We start from the raw sequence: 21,382 nt of genomic DNA, 5'->3' as shown, positions 1-21,382 counted from the left end.
CGTATCTCTTTTGGGTTTTGGTCAAATTTGCGAAGTTTGAGGACCAAAAGATAACGTCTGTAAACGTCCTTTTCGAGCTGTGGACTATTTACTATACATAGTATAAAGTCTTATGCTCAATTCCAATATGTCTGAACAAGTTGATAATTGCTTGTCGTTGCAAAAGTACTAATTCTATTTAAAAGTGCCAAATATCCAGTTAATAAGTTTTATAGGCATTATCTCTTGTCTTACATAATATTATCTGTTTGTATGGCTTCGAGATAAAGTAGTGTGAATGGTTTTCCAATATATTACCGTCTTTTTATGCCTCATACCAGGAAGTTTATTATATTTGCAGTGGCATATATCATCATTTACATTTGTTTCTTTTAGGAAATTCATAATATAGTTTGATGATGGAATAAGGCTAGTAAGATCTATGTCTAATTTTGAATAAGTCTATGGAGAATAACGAACGTTATCAGCAACTTCTTCAGCATTGCGAGGAATTGCAGAAAGAGAACGATAGGCTGAAAGTTTTGCTGCAAAGGCATGGGATAAAGTATGAAATTGTGGCAAGTAAAAGCCTTGAGGCATCCCCTAATCCTTTGACGTCCCAGCTTTCACTTGATGAAAAGGTACAACTATTTCGTAGTCTGTTCAGAGGACGGGAGGACGTTTATGCAAGGCGATGGCAAAGCAAAACTACTGGCAAAGGAGGTTATCAGCCTGTTTGCATTAATGAGTGGAGCCAGGGGGGCTGTGATAAGAAGCGATATAAATGTGCAGACTGTCCTAATCGGAATTTTGAAGCGTTGAATGATAGGGCTGTTTACTGGCATTTGGAAGGCAAGAGAGAGGACTGTACCGATGTGATCGGGTTATATGCTATTATGCCAGACAATAATTGTGCTTTCTTGTGTGCGGACTTCGATGACAAGAACTGTGAGCACGGTTATAAGGAAGATGTCACGGCTTTTGTCGGCATTTGTAGGGATTGGGATATTCCATACGTCATTGAGCGTTCGCGTTCGGGTAATGGTGCGCATGTATGGATCTTCTTTGAAGATGTTATATCTGCTTATAAAGCACGACGACTGGGAAGCTCAATTCTAACAGAAGCAATGAATCAAAACGGGCGAATGTCATTCAAATCATACGACAGATTCTTTCCCAATCAAGACTCTCTTCCAGAAGGCGGACTAGGTAATCTTGTGGCTCTTCCACTACAAGGACAAGCTCGAAGAAGGTCGAATACCGTTTTCGTTGATGATAACTTCCTTGCTTATCGAAACCAGTGGGCTTTTCTTTCCCAAGTAAAGAAGATGACGACAGAGGAGATTGATAAGCTCTTGATAGAACATACACAGGAAGAATTGGGCTTGCTTTCTACATCAGATGAGCGAAAACCATGGATACCACCAGCTGTGCAAACAATTAGCAGTAAGGACATTTATACAAAAGTAGATATTACCAGATCGGATAAACTCTATATCCCTATTAAAGCTGTTTCGGCGAAAGTATTGAATCATCTGAAACGTATAGCAGCTTTTAAGAATCCAGAGTTTTATCGTAAACAAGCAATGCGCTTGTCCACCTATTCCATCCCGCGTATTATTTCTTGTTTTGAATTTACCGATAATTATCTGCTGATGCCTCGTGGTTGCGAGGATGCTATTATTTCTTTCTTTAAAGCTAATTATGTAGATTATACGCTAACTGATAAAACCAATCATGGGCAGATGATTTCTGTTACGTTTCAAGGTAAATTGCACACAGAACAACAGCAGGCAGTTGATAGTTTATCACAATATAATAATGGTGTCCTCTATGCTACAACAGCTTTCGGAAAGACTGTTACAGCTGCGGCACTTATTGCAGATAAGAAAGTAAACACACTGATTCTTGTCCATTCAAGGGCTTTGCTCACTCAATGGAAAGAACGTCTATCAGAGTTTCTTGAAATAGATTATCAAGAACCTGAAAAGCCTAAGAGGAGGGGACGACGCAAGGTGTTTTCGCCTGTTGGGTGTTTAGATTCTACAGGTAATACGCTGCACGGGATTATAGATATAGCCTTAATTCAATCGTGTGTAGATGGAGACGATGTGAAACCATTTGTGCGCAATTATGGAATGGTGATTGTTGACGAATGCCATCATGTTTCGTCTGTTACCTTTGAACGTGTTTTAAAAGGCGTAACTGCACACTATGTATATGGATTGACAGCAACACCGATTAGAAAAGACGGACACCAACCCATTATCTTTATGCAATGTGGACCAATCCGCTTTTCGGCAGATGCTGCAAGTCAAAGGGCACAATAAGGTTTTCATCGCTACCTTATTCCTCGGTTTACATCATTCCGCCCCCTTACAGACGAGACGCAGAACATTAGTTCTTTATATCAGTCATTGGTGGAAGACGAAGTACGCAATAAGCTGATAGTGGATGATGTGTGTAAAGCTGTAGATGCTGGGCGTATTCCTATGATACTTACCAGTAGGAAAGCGCATGTAGAAGTGCTCTCGCAAAAGTTGCGCGACAAAGTGAAGAATGTAATTCAGCTTACAGGAACAGGCACTGCCAAGGAGAAAGAATCTGCACTTCAGCAATTAAGAGCAATGCCTGCAGAGGAACCGCTGGTGATAGTAGCCACGGGGAAATATGTTGGTGAGGGTTTTGATTATCCTCGGTTAGACACATTATTCCTTGCATTGCCCATCTCGTGGCGTGGACTTTTGGCGCAATATGCTGGTCGACTTCATAGAGAATACGCGGGAAAGAGAGATGTACGCATCTATGACTACATCGATCTTCACCACCCAGTTTGCGACAGTATGTATAAACGACGCCTGAAGGGTTATGCCTCTATTGGCTACACGGTTGTCAATCTTTCTTCGCCAACATTGTTTGATTCTTTACCCGACCTTGACCTATCAAGCAGCGAAGGACAAATCTTCAATGGTAGAACCTTCTTCTCCTCCTTTTGTAAAGACCTGCTCAAAGCCCAACACTCTATTATTATCTCCTCTCCTAAATTGTATCGTGTTCAGCAGAATAAACTTACCCATCTCTTTAAAGACCTGCTTGCAAATGGAATCAATATTATAGTCTTATCCAAACCATCAGATGAGCAAACTAACTTCCTAAAATCTCTTGGTATCACAATAAAAACAAATAAAATTCTCTCCCATTGCTGTGCCATCATTGACAAAACCATCGTTTGGTACGGCAGCGTCCATTTTCTCGGCTTCTCAACAGAAGAAGACAACATTATAAAACTAACAGACACCTCATTAGCTACCGAGTTGGTTGGAGTGCTAATGCAATAAAATTAACTGTTTCTTACCCTAAAATATATTTAATTCTATCCCCTTATCTTTCATCACTCAACCCACGTCTACTTATTATATAATTTTTTGTATTACCTTTGCACTCATTATCTCGTATTATAAGTCATTGCAGGTGAAATAAAAGGATTGTAGCAATTACAGCGATCTCAGACAGATTGTCAGGATTATTACATATATATAAAAATAAAACAGCATGAAAGAAAACATCGTCATCAAGTATCGCCATACGGTACTTTTCTATCTCTTGGCAACCCTAATCCCATGGATATTCTGGTTTGCTGCCAGTTATGTAAGTCATCATGTAGTTTATTCGGAAAGTACATGGACAGCCCCATTGTTGGGATTGGCAGGACTTTTCTTCCCAATGTTTCTGACCATTATTTTGGTTATTCAGCGTCAGGAACTGCGGAAAGACTTTCTTGGGAGATTCCTAAACTTGTCTTCTGATAAGTGGCAATATTATCTCACAGCCTGCCTACTGATGCCAGCAAGTATCTTGTGTGCTATGGCAGTATCTCTGTTGTTCGGTTACAGTCCATCGCAATTCATTATTACAGGTCATTACACCTTTACTTCGGGTGTCTTCCCTGTATGGTTCCTCCTTATACTTGCACCTATGCTTGAGGAACTTGCATGGCATGGTTATGGAACAGACTGTCTCCGTTCTCGAATGAGTCTCTTCAAAACATCTATGCTGTTTGCAGCTTATTGGGCAGTTTGGCATTTTCCCCTTGCAGGTATTAAGGGTTATTATCACGCTAATGTGGTGAGTGAGGGCTGGCTTTATAGTCTGAACTTCATCGTGAGTATCTTTCCTTTTGTTATCTTGATGAACTGGCTCTATTATAAAACCAACCGAAATATCCTCGTAGCTATTATCTTTCACATTACGGCAGGTTATTTCAATGAAATATTTGCGACTCACCCCGATAGCAAGTGTATACAGACGGTATTACTGCTTATCGTGTCTGTTATCATTGTGGTTAAAGAACGTCGACTGTTCTTTAACCGAGCGTTGGAGTAGAGTGTACTCACCATTTAATTGTTTGTTCCAAGAAAAATACGATTATTTAGGTATTAACTGCACTGGCTGGCAATCACCACGAAAGAACCAGCCAGTGTCTGTATTATACAACCAATATAATGCTTGATATGAACTTAATTAACGTGAATTCGTCGACCTCACGTTAAATTATAGATGATGTTAAAGGCTTATAGATAAAGATGAAATCTTAAAGAAATGCTCAATAAGATTGGTATGTTCACAAAAAGATGTACCTTTGTATTGTGAATAGTAGATAGTAAAGAGATTCTATTACATATAACTTAAAGTCTAGCTATGTTAGTCAACAAGGAGAAAGATATCGTACAATGTGCTGCCGAGTTAGCTTGTGAGTTACACAAAGGGCAGGTGGACAAGGCTGGGGTTGATTACTTCAGTGGTCACCTTACATCTGTTGCCAAAATGGGGAGCACTTGGCAAGAGCAGGTTGTTGGTTATCTACACGATGCAAGTGAAGATACACCCTATTCCGTTGAGGAAGTGCTTAACTTGTTAGATGATAAATTAGGAACTCCCTTGTCAGATCCCGATAGGCTTGAACTTGCCGATGCTTTACATTTACTCAATCATCATCTTGCACCTAACAGAGAAACATATATTCATCGTATAAAAGAGAATGCCCTTGCAACTGCCGTAAAGATGCACGACCTTACTCACAATATGGACCTTTCTCGAATTCCTAATCCTGCAAAGATGGATTATGAACGTATTGAACGATACAAGAAAGAGTATGATTATCTAAGCAAAGCTTAATAAGATAAACCTTAAACTTTAAGAAAGAATTAAAAGATTATGAACAAGACCCTATGGAACTATTATAAGCAATCAGCCGATGGACAGAAAGCGATAGAAATGTTTGACCCTAATCCCGATGATGTATATAAGAATATAGAAGCTATCGCAACATTTGCAAATGGATTGGATAGTGATTTTAATCCTCAGCAATTTGTGGAGTTAGTGTATATACATGAGATTAATTTCGTTGAACGGAATCTCATAGAGGAAGAGACTTTTACTCGGGAAAGTTTTGAGCATTTCATTGACTCATACGACCTAATGGACTTTGAAGTTAAGGATGATGAAATCGTATGGTTAGGGAACAAATACATCATATCGGCAAATAAGTTTCGACTAAAAGCAGCAGCGGTAGATGCCTTATCTATGTATTTGTATTATTATGATTATTACTTTAAGCCTATCCTTCTTTCACATCGATTTGATATTATACAAAAGAGTTGTGATGCGCTTGGCATAGACTTACCACCAATACCTCGTTCTAAAGACTACAAGCAGTACCTTATGTATTACTATGATATATGCGGTATACTTAATGAATTCCAAAAAGACAATGAGCTAACAGATGCTGAACTCTGTGCATGCCTATATGATTACGGAGCAAGGGTACTCTTAGATACAGAGGAATTAACAACTGGAAAATTACCACAACCCACAAATGTATGGTTAACAGGAGCATCTGGTAATATTGATTTTAAGTTTCTTGATTCATTAGAAGAGTCGCAGCCGTCTACTACTTCTATTTGGGCTTGTAACGAAAGAACTCGTAGAGGAGACTTAGTTATTGTATATTGCACATCCCCACGAAGTTATATACATTCAATTTGGCGTGCAGATTCGATCGGTATATTCAATCCTTTTGATTATTACCATTGCAGAACTATTGTACGTAATGGTATTAAACTTCCAAAAATTACTTTTTCAGACTTAAAAGGAGATTCTTATTTCTCTCAGTTACCAATCGTACGAAAGAATTTGCAAGGTATAAATGGTATAAGATTTTCTGCAAAAGACTACACAGAATTATTGCGATTAGTAAAGGAAAAAGGAGTAGAGAATACAGATTATCCGCAACTCTATGCAGTGACTTTTATTGACTTTGGAGATATTATACATGAGAAGGACGTAGAAGAAAACATTCTCATCCCTATATTGAAACGAATTGGTTACAATAATTCTGATTGGACGAGACAGCTACAATTAAAGGCTGGAATAAAGGAAAAGGCTATTCCGGACTTTGTATTTTTCCCACGTGGGACTACTCATTTTGAAAGTTCACCCTTAGTAATTGAAGTTAAGTTGGACATGTCTTCAATGATAGAAGAACAAAAAGCCTTCCGCCAAGCCTTGTCGTATGCCCATATGTTACGCTCTAAACTAATGGGGATTTGTGATAAAGAACGACTTATTATATATGTATTAGACAATTCTGGACAATGTAATATAGATAAACCGATCTTCGATAACTATTGGCAGTCAATCTATTCTGATGAACTTATAGGGTCTACATTAAATCAGCTAATTGGGGCGGAAGTTATTAAAGGCTATATTTAAAAGAATTTACATCGAGCAATAAACTCGGGATTATAAAGTTTAAAAAAGATCATAACACATACTGTATAAGCCCCTAATTTATTTTTTAATTCATTTGCTGTCATATTTAATACTTCATGTAGATAGTTGGATATTAGATGTTAGCAAGTAAAAAGGTCGTGATAGGAGTGACTGGAAAGTGAAATGTACTCGTTCAGACTCTGTTATATAGCGAGGGATAAGAGATTGACTTTGAGAAGATAGAACTCTCTTTTGGGAATGTTTAAGTAGCATGATGAACGTGGGAAAGGATGGTCGTGAGGTTGGAAGGAAGGGACTTAGTAATTTTTAACAAGTAATGAGGGGTAAATTGAAAAAAGTATATTTACTTTTGTTGCTGTTAATATATAATTGTCTTTTAAATGGTTATAATTGTCTTTTGAATGGTTATATTGGTACAGAAAAGCTGGCAATTATGGGATTTGAAAGGGTGAGTTTGTTAGGGAATAAATAATTTTAAATACAAAAGAAATGAGACATTCAAAGTTTTTAGTAGTGAGTTTATTGGCGTTGATGACGTTGAGTTTCACGGCATGCAGTAGTTCTGATGATGATGGAGGAAAGGGTAAGATAGAACGACCGAAGTATTTGTCTGATGCTGCAAGATACAAGATTACAACGCAGGGATCTACTTGGAAGAGTCTTGAACTAACTGAAGATGGACGCTACTTTATCGTGTATGATGGTAGTGTTTCTGGATCTTCTTCACAAGATAATGATGATGTTATCGTCTCTGGAAGTTATGAGAAGAAAGGTAATCGATATGTATTGAATACTGTTGGCGAGCTGACTATCACTGCTAACAACAACTCATACGAATTGCTGTTGACCAATAAAGGGAAGTCTCTCAAGTTCTCTGCCCAGAAGTCTGGAACGTTACCTTCTAATAAGGTCAACGATGAGTTGTGTCGTACATGGGTGTTCTCTAAGTGTTATATCGTTGTGAAGTATGATGGAAAGAAGGTCTATAATGCTTCATCTACCTCTGCCAATGAGCTTTACGATGGATTTAGATCAGCAATAAACACACCTGAGTATAAGGACAAGTTAAAGCTTTCTCAAGACAAGGAGGATGATATTGATGGCTTAAGGCTATTGAGAACGGTTACGTTTACGCATGCAGGTTCATATTATGTAACCACTACGGACGGTCGTGAAGACCTAATGAATTACTGGAAATGGATTAACGCTAACGAGTTGATCATAGGCTTTTCAGAAAATGAGGATCAGACCTCTGTACATGATCAAGCTGCTCTCAAGTTTTATAATGGACAGTTGATCATGGTAGATAGCCAATCTAAAGGTCGTGAAGAAGTTACTATTACAATGGAATTTCAACCTGTTCATACAGATCGTTAACAGATTCCAATTATAAAGAAAAGTCCGAATCCCGTGCAAGGATTCGGACTTTTTCGTATCTGTTAAAGCCATTTTAAAGTGCAACTGATAATTTACAGGATTATTACAAGTGCTTTGGAGAACCATTACAAGTACCTTGGAGAAGTATTACAGAAGCCTTGGAGAGATGCTGTAAACCTCTTTCTACCTCGTTAAACTTAGTCTTAAACTAACTCCAAAGTCGTGAGTTGTGGTCGGATAACTACCCGATGATAACAGAGGAGAGTTTATTTGCATATCGTAATAGATGCTGGCTGTGACAAAGCGACTTAGTGTGTAATCACCAAGGAAGGAGAATTTAAAGGCGGTATTACCACTAGAAGCGGTAGAGGTGAGCGATGCGATGTCACGTGTAAGTGCAGCTTGACGACGATAGCTCATATCTAATCTGAGGTTAAGATCTTGGTTAAATCCGTTGTTCCTGTTCGATGAATTATTATCGTTTTGTTGCGTGTTTGCGGTCGATTTCTTCTTCTTCTTTGCCACACGATGTGTTCCATTGCCAAAGAGATTGAAGTCGTTAATGCGATAGCCAATACCAATTACCCAATCTTTCGATGTAGCCTCATTGAGCTGAACACTCGTCATTGAGAGTGCTAACACACGTGTTTGACGATATTCCATGCGTGCTGTTAGATTGTTCTGAAGCGTCACATCCACACCCAGTAAAGGCGAGAATGCCTCGTTGATACTAACTTGTGAGATGTTATACATCGAACTTGGGATAGGGTTCCCAGTGGTTGCATCGGTGATGAAACCTAATCCATTCATGTATTCCTGCCATGTGCTGTAACTCTGATAAGAGCCGATTGCGAAGATACTTCTATATGCGTGATTGATGTTCACACTCTTGAATAGATCTTGGAAGAGTGGTAATCTCGATAGTCCACTGTACCTAATACTCCAGTTCGGGAGCAGACTTCGTAGGGTAGGGAATAGCTTTAAACCATTGCCTCCCATACTTGTGTAGGCATTGAGGAAGGCTGGAATCATCACATCTGCACTATATTTATTGACCGCTCCAACCGTTGGACTGAAGTGCCCTCCACCCATTGATGCTGGATAAGTAGCGCCATTGTATTGTGCTTCCACACGATTACGATAGCTGTTGAGCGAATTGACAAAGCGATCGAAAGTGGCACTATGATAACCATTGTTAGCGTTCCCCATGCTTTCAAAAGCAGTGCCCAAAGAGAGCGTAGTCATGGTGAATGAGCCTGTTTGAGTGGTTGGAACGCCAGCATACATATACTGAATGCTCCTTGAAGTGGTTGTCATTCTACTAGCCGTGAGATCGATTCTGAAGTCTCTGAAAGGTTCCAGTGTGGCACGTAATTGTACGTCTTCTACCTGGTTTGTTATCGCTGGTGTAGCAATACTATCATTGATGAGTAACCAGTTATTGTCACGTGCTTTACCAATGTAATCATCGTCTATGAGACCAAAAGCAAAGTCCAACCCAGGAGTCAATGCACCGGTACCACGGCGTTGTCCAAAGGCATCTCCAATGGTTGGCATGAAGCCTGGTAAGGTCATAGAATACTGGTTGCGATACGATATTCCGACGTTGCGCACCATCATTAAAGCACGTGCAACACATTGTGCAGTCTTATACCATTTCTTGTTATCGAGTGGCTCTTTTGGTGTGATCGTGAGCTTTGCCCGTATAGCAGAGTCCGTCCGATTGAAGATTTTTACTTGGTTATCTCCCACCTTCTTCCACTTCATCTTTAAGGCTTTTCCATGCTCATCTTTAGCCGAGAAGATCAATCGTTTCGTATTCTTACCATGCGATACAACGATAGAAGTATCGGCTTTGAGGGTTATTTCCTGCTCAAAACTCTTCTTGTTCTTAGGTAGTGCTTTCTTCTTTTCATCGTCCTTCTCTTTCGCTTTCTGCTCCTTCTCTTTCTTCTTCTGTTCGGCTGTCATTGTTGGACGAGAGGGCTTCCTTGGTTGTGTCCGATTGAACCGCTCATTCGTTTTCTTTAGGAAGGGAACATGGTTGTAAAGGCGTTCCATGTTGAAAGTCCCATTAATGTTTAAGGTCCTGTTACTTGTGATTGTGTTACCGAGCGAGGTACCATTATCAAGGTTAGCACCCCTTACCCATGTGTAAGTTGCATTATAACTAGCATCCGTAGTCACCCAATCGAAGACAGGTAAAAGGTTAAGAGGTAACTGATAAGAGAGCGAGAAGTTCTGTTGGTAATCAAGTGGAGTACCAAAGTGCTTAATGCTTGTCCACACCGAATCCTTCCATGCTTGATAACGATCCGCATAGAGGTCTTTATTGATAGGAGTGTATGGCTCTTCTATTTCCGCATGTGTTGCACTTTGGAAGTTCATGTGTAGGTTGCGCGTTAAGTCCCATCTCAACGCAAAGTCTCTGTTCCATAGGAACTGCTCATTAAACGTCAGTGGGAGCCGGTCATGACCTATTGACTCCATGTCACGTTCTTGTAGTTCGTAATAGTTGCGAACCATCTCTGTATTGAAGGTAAGGTTCTGTGGCAACCAATTCAAGCCAAAGCGACGTAGGATCTCAAACCATTTTGAACGACTCTTGATCAGTCGTTTGAATGGCTCCCAAGTCTTGTAAACAGGTGTCCAGTTATAGTTTAATGCCCCACGCCAGTTGTCTTCATTCTCATAGACAGTCGTTTCGCCCGATGTGTGAGAGTGTGAATGGCTATACGAGAAAGAGAAGTTTGCGGGGTCGTATGGCATAGGGTGATTCTTTGTCTGTATGTCAACACGCACATTCGATAGCGATAAGTTCGTTGTCAATCGTTTGGTAATTGCAATCGACTTAATCGAGTCTTTCTCCTGCTTGTTACTAGCTCCTTCGAGTGCATCCCCCAGTTCCATATCGGTGTCGAGTGGGTTATATTTAGGTCTACTTTCGCTCTTTGTGATACTATAATATAATGGTGCAGAGACCTTCGCCTTGTCTGGGAACAGCTTACCTAACTCCAGACTCGTAGTGACAGACACGTCAGTCTTCGTTTCTTGTTGCCGTTCATTTACACCTTGTTCTAAGCCTCCAAAGCCGTCAGTACTATGGCTTGCGTTGATATCAACACTACCGAAGTCGGACAACTGGACGTTCAACTGCCCTCTTGCAGCCCATCCACCCTCGTTGTTAAACTCCTTTAGACGCAACTCATTGACCCACACTTCACCACTCTTCTGGCTGCTGGAAAGGTTGCGCACACCGATAATCATAGTCTTAACCTCACCCAGTGTTGGGTTACCCATGATACTTACTTTGTTGGCAGGGTGGTCAGTGTCATAGACAGAGAAGACGCGATTGAAACTAGCTCCACCAGTTCCACGTGCCTTGTTACGCTGCTTCTTGACAGAAGTGAGTAGGTGCAAAGGAATATCTAACATGTTCTCTATAGGCCAAACCAGCCGTTGATCCTGTGGGAGATACATGTCGTAATCGCTTTTTGGAGCGGTTAGCTTCAATGGAATTTCATATTCGTAATAATTGTTCTTATAGTCTGATCCCAATCGAATGAACACTGCCAACTGATCATCACCGAGGTTGGTTGTGTTCTGTTCGAAGGCATTTGCGTGTACAAACATCTGTAGACGCTTGTATTGGCGCAGGTCAAGTGTTGTGTTCTTATACACAGCTTTCGATTCACCCGAGCTTAGATTATTAACGACCAAAGATAATGCTTGCTCGTTTTCTTCTACTAGTTGAGGCTGACTCGGATCCTGTCCTCGAATGATACCAGGCGGTAAGACATAGTTGACGGGAGTCTTATCTCCATTCTCTTCAAGGCTCACCGTACTCACATTCATCGTACCCGTATTGGGCGCACCAGTGGTTAAGTTCTGCTGATACTGACGCCATTTGCCACTGACAAGGTCGAAAGTGGCAAAGCGGAGAACGATTGGTTTACTGAAACCAGTGAGGAACATGCGCATGAAGCGGATACTTGTAAAGTCGTTGATACCGCCCACTCGTTTCTGAAACTCCTCTAGTGGAATGCGGAAAAGATACCATGTAACAGGCTCCGAACCACCTTTTCGCAAGGATGCTGATGCCACTCGCTTATCCACAATGAAGTTTTGTCCGACGTTGAGATCCTGTGGTCGAATGCTAACATGGTATTGATAATACTTCTCGTATTCGTTCAGTGTATAGTCTTGGTTGATATCCTCTACATCAGGAGTGGTCTTGTAAGACGTGTCATAACGCTCGTTATTGTTCTCATTGTCAGGTGAGTTACCTTGCGGGTTATTGATTCTTTTATAGCGTTCAAGTATCGATGCACGTTTACGATCCCAATCCGAACCACGGAAATAGTGGTAGTCATCATTGGCAGGGTCTGCCCATATCGAGTCAAACACAGCCTGATTGGTGTTGGCACGGGCTGCAGTAAGGAAGTTCTGATAGGCTGCGAACTGTCTTTCTTCTTCATCCGTTAAGCCATTGTAACCCACATCTTGCTTGGCACGACTGCCTGCTGATGTCGCAAAAGCATACGTGATGGTAGATTGTGTAGGGATTCGTCCCCACTGAGTAGTTGTCCATGAGTTGCTACCATCTACTGGCATACCACTCTCATAGAACTTCTTTCCATCCTTCAATATATCTTCAGACACTTCGCCGAGATCGATATAGAAGTCGCCACCATACTGGTTGGCATTAGCTTGTCGATTGGTATAGATGAACGGATCAAGCATCCAAAACTCCACATACTCGATGTTGGCTGTCTGGAAGTCGTTCGTGTCCAACTTACGCATCATACCGCCCCATGTTCTGTTAGGGTTGGTGAGGTGACCATTAATGTCAATATTAGGATTGAAGTTATAAGGGCCTCGTTCTGATGGATAGAAAGCCAGATTCAGTATTTGCAAGGTTGAGATTGAACCGCTATAGTTACGATCCCTGTTAGGGAAGACTTCGGTAATTGGAATCTCACGAACATAGTGATTCGATAATTGTTCGAGGTCGCTTTTGATGTGACCGGGCGTTAGTGAACTACTACGACGTGTGAAGAGCGGGTCAATATTGTACCAAGCTAAGAGACTTCTGTTGTATCCGCTTCTTAGAGTAGTCTTATCCGTTGACTCGGAGAAGTCGGATGGTACACTTGAAATAACCCATGATGTAGGTTGGCTAACATCGATTGCATTCTTCGTACCTTCAAAGTCATCAAGGTAAGACGCATGGTCTTGTGTGCCCTTACTCTGCCCTGCCAACAACTGTGCGAACTCGGCAGAGAAGGTGATATATGATGGTTGAGTGACATGCAAGAAAGGTATCTTATTGAGCATGTTGGTCAACCACTGGCTCTCTTTCTTCCAGCTTAGATTAAGTCCCCAAATGGTGTTATTGAGTGGTTCCGAACCCATATTCACCTTTGTGGTGAGTGGTTGTTCGGATAAGTGCATGAATGTTCCACCTATTTGGAAGTCCTTTGAGAAGTCATACTCCCAGTTTACTCCTATCATAGTCTTGCGCTCCTGTTGGTAAGCACTTTGACTTTCGAGGGAGACATTGACGGCAGTTCCTGCATCAATAATACTCTGGTTGAGGATAGTTACCTCTCCCGCACTGTAATCAACGCTGTAATCAGAACCTTCATTAAGCGTTACTCCACCAGCAGTAACCACCACGGAACCTTGCGGAACATTGTAGGCACCAAGCGAAATAACGTTTGCTGCCGTACCACGATATTGTCCCACGAGCATGAATTTATCTTTCTCTGCAATCTGCTTAGCGGTTGTCTTAGTCGAATTATATAGTTCCGAGAAGGTGTACTTATCGGCTATTGCAGCCGTAACACCTTTATCAATAAGTTTCTTACGAAGCCCTGCGCCGAATGGTTCCGCTAGTGGGAAAAAGACGCGCCCATTGCTTATTGTGTATCCTTCTACATAATCGAAATAACCATTCGGATGCGGGTTGTTATTGTTATCTAATCGGTCGGCACCAAGCAACTTAATGATGGGTAAGCTCTTAACTTGTGGTTCGGGTATATAAGAAAGGTACACACCTGTCGTATCACTTTGATATTTAACATCAAGGCGAAACTTATCCTTCTCAATGTTAGTCGACAGGTAATAAACATTCTTCATCATCAATCCCCAGTTACCTTGACTAGGGCTGTTATTGGTGTTCTTCAGCGACTTTACGAATAGAGCCTCATTGATATCGGTCCGGTCACTGGCAAATTCTCCCACTTGATAGGTCACTCCACCGAATGTATATTCGTATGCAACGGCAAGCACTTGGTCGGTTTGTAGACCACTGCGAAGCGATATGTAACCCAAAGCAGGGTTCACTGTGTACTCCGAACTATTGAGTAGTCGGGCATTAGCAATCTTCTCGTAATCATTACCACCCACAAGTCCTGCGCCATCCAAGATGCCTGTCACTTGATCAATATTGCGTGCGGCAGGGTAGCCTTGAGCGATAGTGTTGTATTCAGTGTTTGCGTTGTTCGTTGGTACTTGACCAATTCCTGTACCCCAAAGATCCGTTCGGCTCACTCGTTCATTCTCTCCTAAATCGGTGAGAGCAACGATATTACGAGTGTTACTTGTCGTTCCGCTCTTGTTTGTTACCCACACTTCAACACGATTGATAGTGATACCTGTCTTCAGGTTAGGCAATGATTTCATTGCTTCATCATAGTGATCTCGGAAGTATTGAGATAAGAAGAAGTGACGGTTCTCTTCGTATTCTGCGGCATCAATCTCAAATGGTGTCAACTGCTTTCCTCCCCTAGAACTAACGCTCTTATTCGAACTCTTCTTTTGAGATAACACCGTTTGTAACTTCAATTTACCGAATTGCATGTCGGTGCGAATGCCGAATAAGGCCGAAGCCCCTTGCACAAGAGAGTTGTTAGAAGGGAATGTTACGTTACCACCCTCAACCAGTTTGATGATCTCATCCTCCTTTCCTTCATACTTCAACTTGAAGTTCTGCGTGTCAAAGTCAAATGTCGCATCAGTGTTGTAATTGAGGTTCATGTTCACTTTATCGCCCACTTTGCCATTCACGTTGACGTTAATTTTCTCGTCAAAGTTCATTGCTGTGGTCTTACGATTGCGTATTGGCAATGACGGGTTATCAATGCTTTTGAGCGTCGCACCGAACTTCAGCTCTGCAGTTCCTTGTGTTTTAATACGTACACCACCTGGTCCAAAGATCTTCTCAGCCGGTCCTAACGAGAAGTGCATATCGGTGAAGTCGAACTTCTCCTTGCCCTTTTCGCGTAGTATCTCTTGGTTCTTTGAGCGATAGTAATCCGTGAAGCTGCGTTTCTCTGTCCACTTCCGATACTCTTCAGGTGTCATCATTATTGGTGCCATCACGTATGTATCACCAATCTTGTTACCTATGATATACCGATCAAGCGAGTCGTTATATTCCACCGTTTGTCGCATGTTCTCGGGGCGGATGAGATCGGTAGAGTTCTCCCTTAGATCATCGTATGTAATAGGTGAAGTGCGCTGCACTTTCCACCTTGGATGCAATAGAGAGTCAGGGATCTTCTCCTCATCTATCTCCACCTCAATCGGTTTCTTCTTCTTGATCGTATCGTTTTGTGTTACAGAGAAGAGGCTCTTTATCGGTGCAAAAGATAGAGCCATACGTCCCCAGCTTAGTAGTGTGACACTACCAAGAAGCATGATAATAATGAGGAATATGTAATGTTTTCTTTTCAAGAAGACGAGTGATTGAAAGCCTCCCTAAGCTCCTTTACGGAGAAACGTGTAGGCTGCTATGTGTGATGAAAGGCGTTTGTAAGCGGTAATTACGCCCCTCTCCCTTCGGAGAGGGACGAGGGTGAGGCTTTTTACTTAATCATCTTCAACGCCAACTTAACAACCTGTTCCACTGGTAGGTCTGGTTGTTCAGCGAGAATACTCACAACAACCTTTGCAGATGGGGCAGGAGAGAAGCCCAACATCGTCAATGCGCTGACGGCTTCGTCCTTGATAGCAGCGTTGACAGCTGGTGTGTTAGGCTGACTGCTAACATGTAGTTCGTCAGCAATACCACTTTGCATAATCTTGTCCTTCAAGTCAACGATGATACGTTGTGCTGTACGGAGTCCGATTCCTTTCACCGTCTTCAACATCTTCTCATCGCCATTGGCAATGACATTACAAAGTTCTGCAGGTGTCAGCGATGAGAGAATCATACGAGCGGTATTAGCACCGACCCCCGAAACGGTAATCAATAATCGATAGAGTGAACGTTCCTGCTTATTGGCAAAGCCATAGAGCGTATAGTTGTCGTCACGCCCACCTGTCATAATAGCCTCGTGCACATAGAGTTTTATATCTTTTTTACCCTGTATGGCACTATAAGTATTAAGCGAAATGTTCAGTGCATAGCCCACACCGTGTGCCTCGACAACAGCCAAAGCAGGTGTCAGGTCAGCTAATTCGCCCCTGATGTATTCAATCATAATCTAAAATAAATATGCCTTATCTAAAATAAATATGCCTTTTTCGGGCATGGAAATTCTGTATATACGTTCTTACTAACGCATTCCTCCTTTGTTTATTGTGATTTCAATATTTTATTCCTGCATTCTTTCATTATTCCAATAATTCTTCTTACCTTTGCGCCCAGTTAAACGAAGATTAACTTGCGATAACGTATAATGAGAGTAACAAAGCAGCTTATTTCAACCACTAATGCTTGCGCCTTATATAATAAAGGTGTAAGTCGTGTTGTTGTGCCTGTTGCTTGCAATGCGAACAAGGCTAGAGAGGTGCTGAAGAAAGAAAATAAAGAAAAGATGTTAAATTATTTGGATATTCCAAATAATTGTGTACTCTCTCTCTCTCTCTCTCTCTCTCTCTCTCTCTCTCTCTCATAGTACTATAACTCTCTATTTCTTAACGGTTTACGTGCTTACGCAATGCGTGGCACGTGATAGCGTATCGACAAAGGGCTTACTGATAGTTCCCTTTGTCGTTTGTTGTTTTTGTCTAATTAATAGTTTTTTCTCATATACTCTGATTGGAACCATGTTGACAAGCATGGGCAATGTGCCGTTTGCGTCCTTGCCTTTGCAAGTCAATGTGGTTTCCTAATTCCCCATTACGTAATTTGAGTGAACTGACATATTTATAAATTAACTAGTTATTAAGCTTATGAAAAAAATTAGAAAGACGCTGCGACAACTTTATGTTCGTCCTACAATCGATGTCGTCAGAGTGGCCTCCGAGGGCAGTCTCCTTGCTGGTAGTCCTCTCGTTCGTCCTGGTGGCGGTGGTACTGGTAGCCAGATACCTGGAAGTATTCAGGTCGTCCCACAGGATCCAGACGATAATAACCCAGATGACGAGATTGAAGGATGATGTATAAAAATCACTAATAAATTAATTTAAAAATGAAGAAAAATATTCTCAATTATATGCTGTTTGCTTCTATTGTTGGCGGTATGACATTGTCGGTTGCTTCTTGCTCTGACGATGATTTATCGTCTAATCAGGGTGGAAGCAATGAAGCATTGGTACGCTTTAGTGTAAAAGATGTCCAGTCAGAGACGATTGCCCGTGGTGCTGCAATGACCCGTGGCGCGATCACACCTGGACTTGCTAATAAAGATCTTGCTGGTCAGAAACTTACTGCACACAGCAATCGTAACCTTGACGTATGTCTTATTGAAACAACCGTTGAGGGTATAAACCCAGTAAAGGCTGATGCACGCACTCGTGCTAACATAGAAACCACGATTGGCGGTGACTTCTCGTCAACTGGTATCCGTGGTGTTGCAGCAACAAGCATATTGACAACACCAGAATGGTTCAAAGCTGCGAAAACTAAGAGCAACGGCGAACTCTATACTCCTATTCGCTGGTCGTTTGCACAGCCTTGGGCACGCTTCTTTGCTGTTTACCCTTCTAAGGATAGTTATTCTAAGCTGACGATTAACGATATGACTTCTACCGACAATGCCCCCAGTGTTGACTTCACGGTAGATCCTAACGTCAGAGATCAGAAGGACTTTATGACGGCATGTACAGGCGAGGTGCATTATGCAACACAGTTTGAGCAGCCTACAACCAACCTCGACTTCCGCCACGCCCTCACTGCTATTCGCTTTGCAGTTGGTCAAAACCTTTCCTGGAACAAGACCATTGATAAGGTTGAGATTCGTAATGCCATTATGAAGAGCAAGTACAAGCTCTCAAATGCGTTTAACGGTGCAGGTGCAACCTGGGATAACACGGGTGCAACTCGTGGTACAGCCACTCTTTCGGGCTTAAGCGTAAACACCAGCTCCAACCCTAACGTTACCATCATGGGCAACACGGGTGATAACTTCACCTTCTATATGATTCCACAGGTGCTTACGGGTAATAGCGTAACTGCATACGTACACTTCACTGATAACACTGAAATCACGGCAACATTGAAAGGCGAATGGAAAGCTGGCACAACACGTACACTAAAGTTAAGTGAGACCAACTCTACTTGGACTTACACGCTCACGCCAACCGACCCAAGCCGTGCAGCCAAATACGATGAAACCACATCACAACCTTACGGCATTACAAGTTATCGCCAGGCTCCTGACGGAACACAACAGGCTGTCGCATGGAAGGTCGTTGGTTACGATGCCGATGGCGATGGTACTTTCTCTATGGCAGAGAAGCCAGCATGGCTGACCAGCCTTAGCAAGACCGAGGGCGATGGTGGCACTGCTGCTGACCAAGGTACAGCAACTCTCAAAAAAGACATAACCGATCATCTTGCTATACGTAACAAAGCTCTCAAGGAGGCAACCGCCTTAGGTTCTGCATCTGCTCCTTACGACCTTTCTACCAAGGGCGGTAGCGTAAGTCGCAGCACAGCCAACTCTTATGTTATCTCTGCTCCTGGTCATTATCGCATCCCACTCGTTTATGGTAATGCCATTGAGAATGGGGCAACCAATGCGAACTCTTACATTAGTCATGCCGCTGCTGGTAATTCAAAGGTTTTGTATAATTTTAAGGACCATGCAGGTGCTAATATCACTGACCCTTGGATCGAGAAGACCCACGGCGGTGCTAATAGTGGTGTCGATGGTGCTGAAGTAGTCTGGGCAGATGCTGCCGACCTCGTTCATCTCTCTTCTACACCAATCTCACATGATGCAAGTGGTAATGCCTTCCTCGACTTCGAGGTAACAGCAGCCGACATCCAAAGTGGTAATGCCGTTGTTGCAGTTACCAAAGGTAGTGGTGCTTCAAAGACAGTTCTTTGGTCATGGCATTTGTGGTTTGCTCCTAAGGATGCGCTCGATAAGATTCCTGTTACTAACCATCAAGGTAAGGTCTATAACTTCACCAAGGAGACTTTAGGTTGGAAGCCAACCCAATGGAGTGGTTCTACTTATTCAAGTGCTCGTACAGTGAAGGTAAAGGTTGAACAGACCGTTGCAAACAACGGTACAAAACAAGAGACTGTCATCAATATTACTCAGAATCCTGGTAATGTAAAGAAGGGTGCTACCACACTTTACCAGTTCGGTCGTAAGGATGCTTTCCCTGGTGTGGCTACAAGTGATCTAAAAGCTGGTGGTATCACCGAGAATGCTGGTGACAACATGACTATTGTGAACAATATTCAGAATCCAGATAAGTTCTATATCTATGGTTCATCGTTGTGGACAAATTATGGTTATTACAATCTTTGGTCAGCCGACAACACTGTTACTGGTGGTTATAATCAGGGTAATGACAATCCTGTCGTTAAGACTGTTTACGATCCTTGTCCTGTTGGTTTCAAGATGCCAGCTAATAATGCGTTTACAGGTTTTACCACAACGGGTCTGAATTCAACGTCTCAATCAGAGATGAATGTTGACGGTACAGACGACTGGCAGCAGTGGACAAATAATTTTGGTCATAACTTCTGGACCAACAGCAGCAAGACAGCCACTATCAACTTCCCTGCTTCGGGCTTGCGCACCAACTATGATGGTACGCTCATCATCGTCGGCAACAACGGTTATTATTGGTTGGCGGTTCCGAACGACACGAGCTCTGGTTGCAGCCTGTTCTTCGGCTCGGGCTTCGTGTACCCGCTGTTCAGCAACTCTCGTACCTTTGGGTTCTCGGTTCGGGCTGTCTCAGAATAATTCGATTGATTTGATTCATTTGATTTATTGCCGGCGGGCTCGCCCCGCCCGCCGGCAAAAGAAACCGGCGAAGCCGGTCGATTAAAATTTCTGTTTTTTATCCTTGCCTCCCTCGTGAGGAGGCGAGGATAAACATAAAAAAAGATTTTAAAATAAAAAGATGGTAACGACAATGAGTATAAAAGAGATTGTTGAAGCAGAGAAAAGCAATACGAGCAAGATTTATCTTTATCGTGAGGGTTTGTTTTTTTGTGCTTATGAGGTTTCGGCATTTGCCCTGTGCAGTTTTGTGCATCCTTTTAAGGTTATTAAGCGTCAGCTGAAGGTGCTAAATGGTGAGGAGGTTGCTTACGTTGGTTTTCCTGCTTCGTCAGAAGAAAAATATTTGAGTGGTCGGAATATCATAGAGTCGGATGACGCTCACAAAGTGATAGGTTTAGTAGAGCCCATTGATTTGAATGCTTTTGCAGAGTGGAAGCAGGGGGTGGAGCTAAAGGAGTCGGCACCAGCGAACTGCTCGGTGCCTGAAGTTATGGGGCACTGTGAAGGGAATGGTGTTTTGGAGAAGCTGCGAGCGTTTAATCTTGCTAACAGTACGCCTATGCAGTGCATGATGTTTATAGCGCAGCTGCAAGAGATTTTAAAAGGATTGAAGTAAGGACCGATTTTTGAAGAAAAGGAGAAGCCCATGGCACAGTACGATAATTTGCCAGTGTTTAAGGCTATCTATGACTTACTGTTGGAGGTTTATCAGCGTACGCGCAATGTCCCTCGTGATTTGCGTTATACACTGGTTCAGGACTTGAAGAATGAACTTCTGGACTTGATGGTTCTTGTTTATCAAGCGAATGGTCAACGTGAGAAAGAGCCTCTTTTACGGAAGAGCCTTGAGGTGTTTATGTCTGTACGGCTACGCATACGCCTGTTGAAAGACATGCATCACTTGAGCATACCGCAGTTTGCACAACTCTGCCTAAAGACGGAGAGCATCTCAAAACAACTGACGGCATGGCATAAGTACAGTCAAAAGGTTGCAAACGAAGAGGGCAAAGACACTGAAACGAAGGTGTGAA

General features: G+C 42.2%; 11 protein-coding genes and 1 pseudogene. 10 read left to right on the top strand and 2 right to left on the bottom strand.

What is annotated here, in order from left to right:
• The first annotated feature begins 443 nt into the window (after positions 1–443).
• From O3603_RS06565 to O3603_RS06545, 5 genes and pseudogenes are all read left to right on the top strand, one after another.
• Positions 444–3,317 (top strand): annotated as a pseudogene (locus tag O3603_RS06565) (DEAD/DEAH box helicase family protein).
• A 214-nt stretch (positions 3,318–3,531) separates the two neighbouring features.
• Complete coding sequence (locus tag O3603_RS06560; protein WP_371521636.1) at positions 3,532–4,362, top strand: type II CAAX prenyl endopeptidase Rce1 family protein; 831 nt, start codon at positions 3,532–3,534, stop codon at positions 4,360–4,362.
• A 315-nt stretch (positions 4,363–4,677) separates the two neighbouring features.
• Complete coding sequence (locus O3603_RS06555; RefSeq protein ID WP_371521634.1) at positions 4,678–5,154, top strand: phosphohydrolase; 477 nt, start codon at positions 4,678–4,680, stop codon at positions 5,152–5,154.
• Between the two features lie 39 nt (positions 5,155–5,193).
• The gene (locus O3603_RS06550) at positions 5,194–6,750 is read left to right on the top strand and encodes a restriction endonuclease subunit R (protein ID WP_371521632.1); all 1,557 of its coding nucleotides are present in this window, start codon (positions 5,194–5,196) and stop codon (positions 6,748–6,750) included.
• A gap of 510 nt (positions 6,751–7,260) precedes the next feature.
• The gene (locus tag O3603_RS06545) at positions 7,261–8,148 is read left to right on the top strand and encodes a hypothetical protein (RefSeq protein WP_371521630.1); all 888 of its coding nucleotides are present in this window, start codon (positions 7,261–7,263) and stop codon (positions 8,146–8,148) included.
• A 183-nt stretch (positions 8,149–8,331) separates the two neighbouring features.
• Here O3603_RS06545 and sprA read toward each other — a convergent pair whose 3' ends face one another.
• A complete protein-coding gene (gene sprA / locus O3603_RS06540) occupies positions 8,332–15,888 on the bottom strand; it encodes a cell surface protein SprA (protein ID WP_371521628.1) in 7,557 nt (2,518 codons plus the stop codon).
• 131 nt (positions 15,889–16,019) lie between these two features.
• Positions 16,020–16,637, bottom strand: coding sequence for a Holliday junction branch migration protein RuvA (ruvA, locus tag O3603_RS06535; RefSeq protein WP_219485371.1), 618 nt, complete (start codon positions 16,635–16,637; stop codon positions 16,020–16,022).
• 198 nt (positions 16,638–16,835) lie between these two features.
• On the opposite strand from ruvA, the gene O3603_RS06530 reads away from it, so the two are divergent.
• The 5 genes from O3603_RS06530 to O3603_RS06510 all read left to right on the top strand — a co-directional run bounded on the left by O3603_RS06530 (position 16,836) and on the right by O3603_RS06510 (position 21,381).
• A complete protein-coding gene (locus tag O3603_RS06530; protein WP_371521624.1) occupies positions 16,836–17,054 on the top strand; it encodes a hypothetical protein in 219 nt (72 codons plus the stop codon).
• A 277-nt stretch (positions 17,055–17,331) separates the two neighbouring features.
• A complete protein-coding gene (locus O3603_RS06525) occupies positions 17,332–17,538 on the top strand; it encodes a hypothetical protein (protein WP_371521622.1) in 207 nt (68 codons plus the stop codon).
• Positions 17,539–17,570: 32 nt separating this feature from the next.
• Positions 17,571–20,309, top strand: coding sequence for a hypothetical protein (locus tag O3603_RS06520; RefSeq protein ID WP_371521620.1), 2,739 nt, complete (start codon positions 17,571–17,573; stop codon positions 20,307–20,309).
• Positions 20,310–20,469: 160 nt separating this feature from the next.
• Positions 20,470–20,967, top strand: coding sequence for a hypothetical protein (locus tag O3603_RS06515; protein WP_371521618.1), 498 nt, complete (start codon positions 20,470–20,472; stop codon positions 20,965–20,967).
• A 30-nt stretch (positions 20,968–20,997) separates the two neighbouring features.
• Positions 20,998–21,381: a four helix bundle protein gene (locus tag O3603_RS06510; RefSeq protein ID WP_371521616.1), complete on the top strand. Its 384-nt coding sequence runs from the start codon at positions 20,998–21,000 to the stop codon at positions 21,379–21,381.
• Position 21,382 lies beyond the last annotated feature (1 nt).

Origin of the sequence: Prevotella sp. 20925_1_30, assembly GCF_041433025.1 — a bacterium.
GTDB lineage: Bacteria > Bacteroidota > Bacteroidia > Bacteroidales > Bacteroidaceae > Prevotella > Prevotella vespertina.
This window is presented reverse-complemented; position numbering and strand designations above follow the sequence as displayed.

What these genes read in the sequence shown, in the direction of transcription:
- O3603_RS06560 (WP_371521636.1), top strand. Translation starts at nt 3,532, where the DNA reads ATGAAAGAAAACATCGTCATCAAGTATCGCCATACGGTACTTTTCTAT.
- O3603_RS06555 (WP_371521634.1), top strand. Translation starts at nt 4,678, where the DNA reads ATGTTAGTCAACAAGGAGAAAGATATCGTACAATGTGCTGCCGAGTTA.
- O3603_RS06550 (WP_371521632.1), top strand. Translation starts at nt 5,194, where the DNA reads ATGAACAAGACCCTATGGAACTATTATAAGCAATCAGCCGATGGACAG.
- O3603_RS06545 (WP_371521630.1), top strand. Translation starts at nt 7,261, where the DNA reads ATGAGACATTCAAAGTTTTTAGTAGTGAGTTTATTGGCGTTGATGACG.
- ruvA (WP_219485371.1), bottom strand. Translation starts at nt 16,637, where the DNA reads ATGATTGAATACATCAGGGGCGAATTAGCTGACCTGACACCTGCTTTG.
- O3603_RS06530 (WP_371521624.1), top strand. Translation starts at nt 16,836, where the DNA reads ATGAGAGTAACAAAGCAGCTTATTTCAACCACTAATGCTTGCGCCTTA.
- O3603_RS06525 (WP_371521622.1), top strand. Translation starts at nt 17,332, where the DNA reads ATGAAAAAAATTAGAAAGACGCTGCGACAACTTTATGTTCGTCCTACA.
- O3603_RS06520 (WP_371521620.1), top strand. Translation starts at nt 17,571, where the DNA reads ATGAAGAAAAATATTCTCAATTATATGCTGTTTGCTTCTATTGTTGGC.
- O3603_RS06515 (WP_371521618.1), top strand. Translation starts at nt 20,470, where the DNA reads ATGGTAACGACAATGAGTATAAAAGAGATTGTTGAAGCAGAGAAAAGC.
- O3603_RS06510 (WP_371521616.1), top strand. Translation starts at nt 20,998, where the DNA reads ATGGCACAGTACGATAATTTGCCAGTGTTTAAGGCTATCTATGACTTA.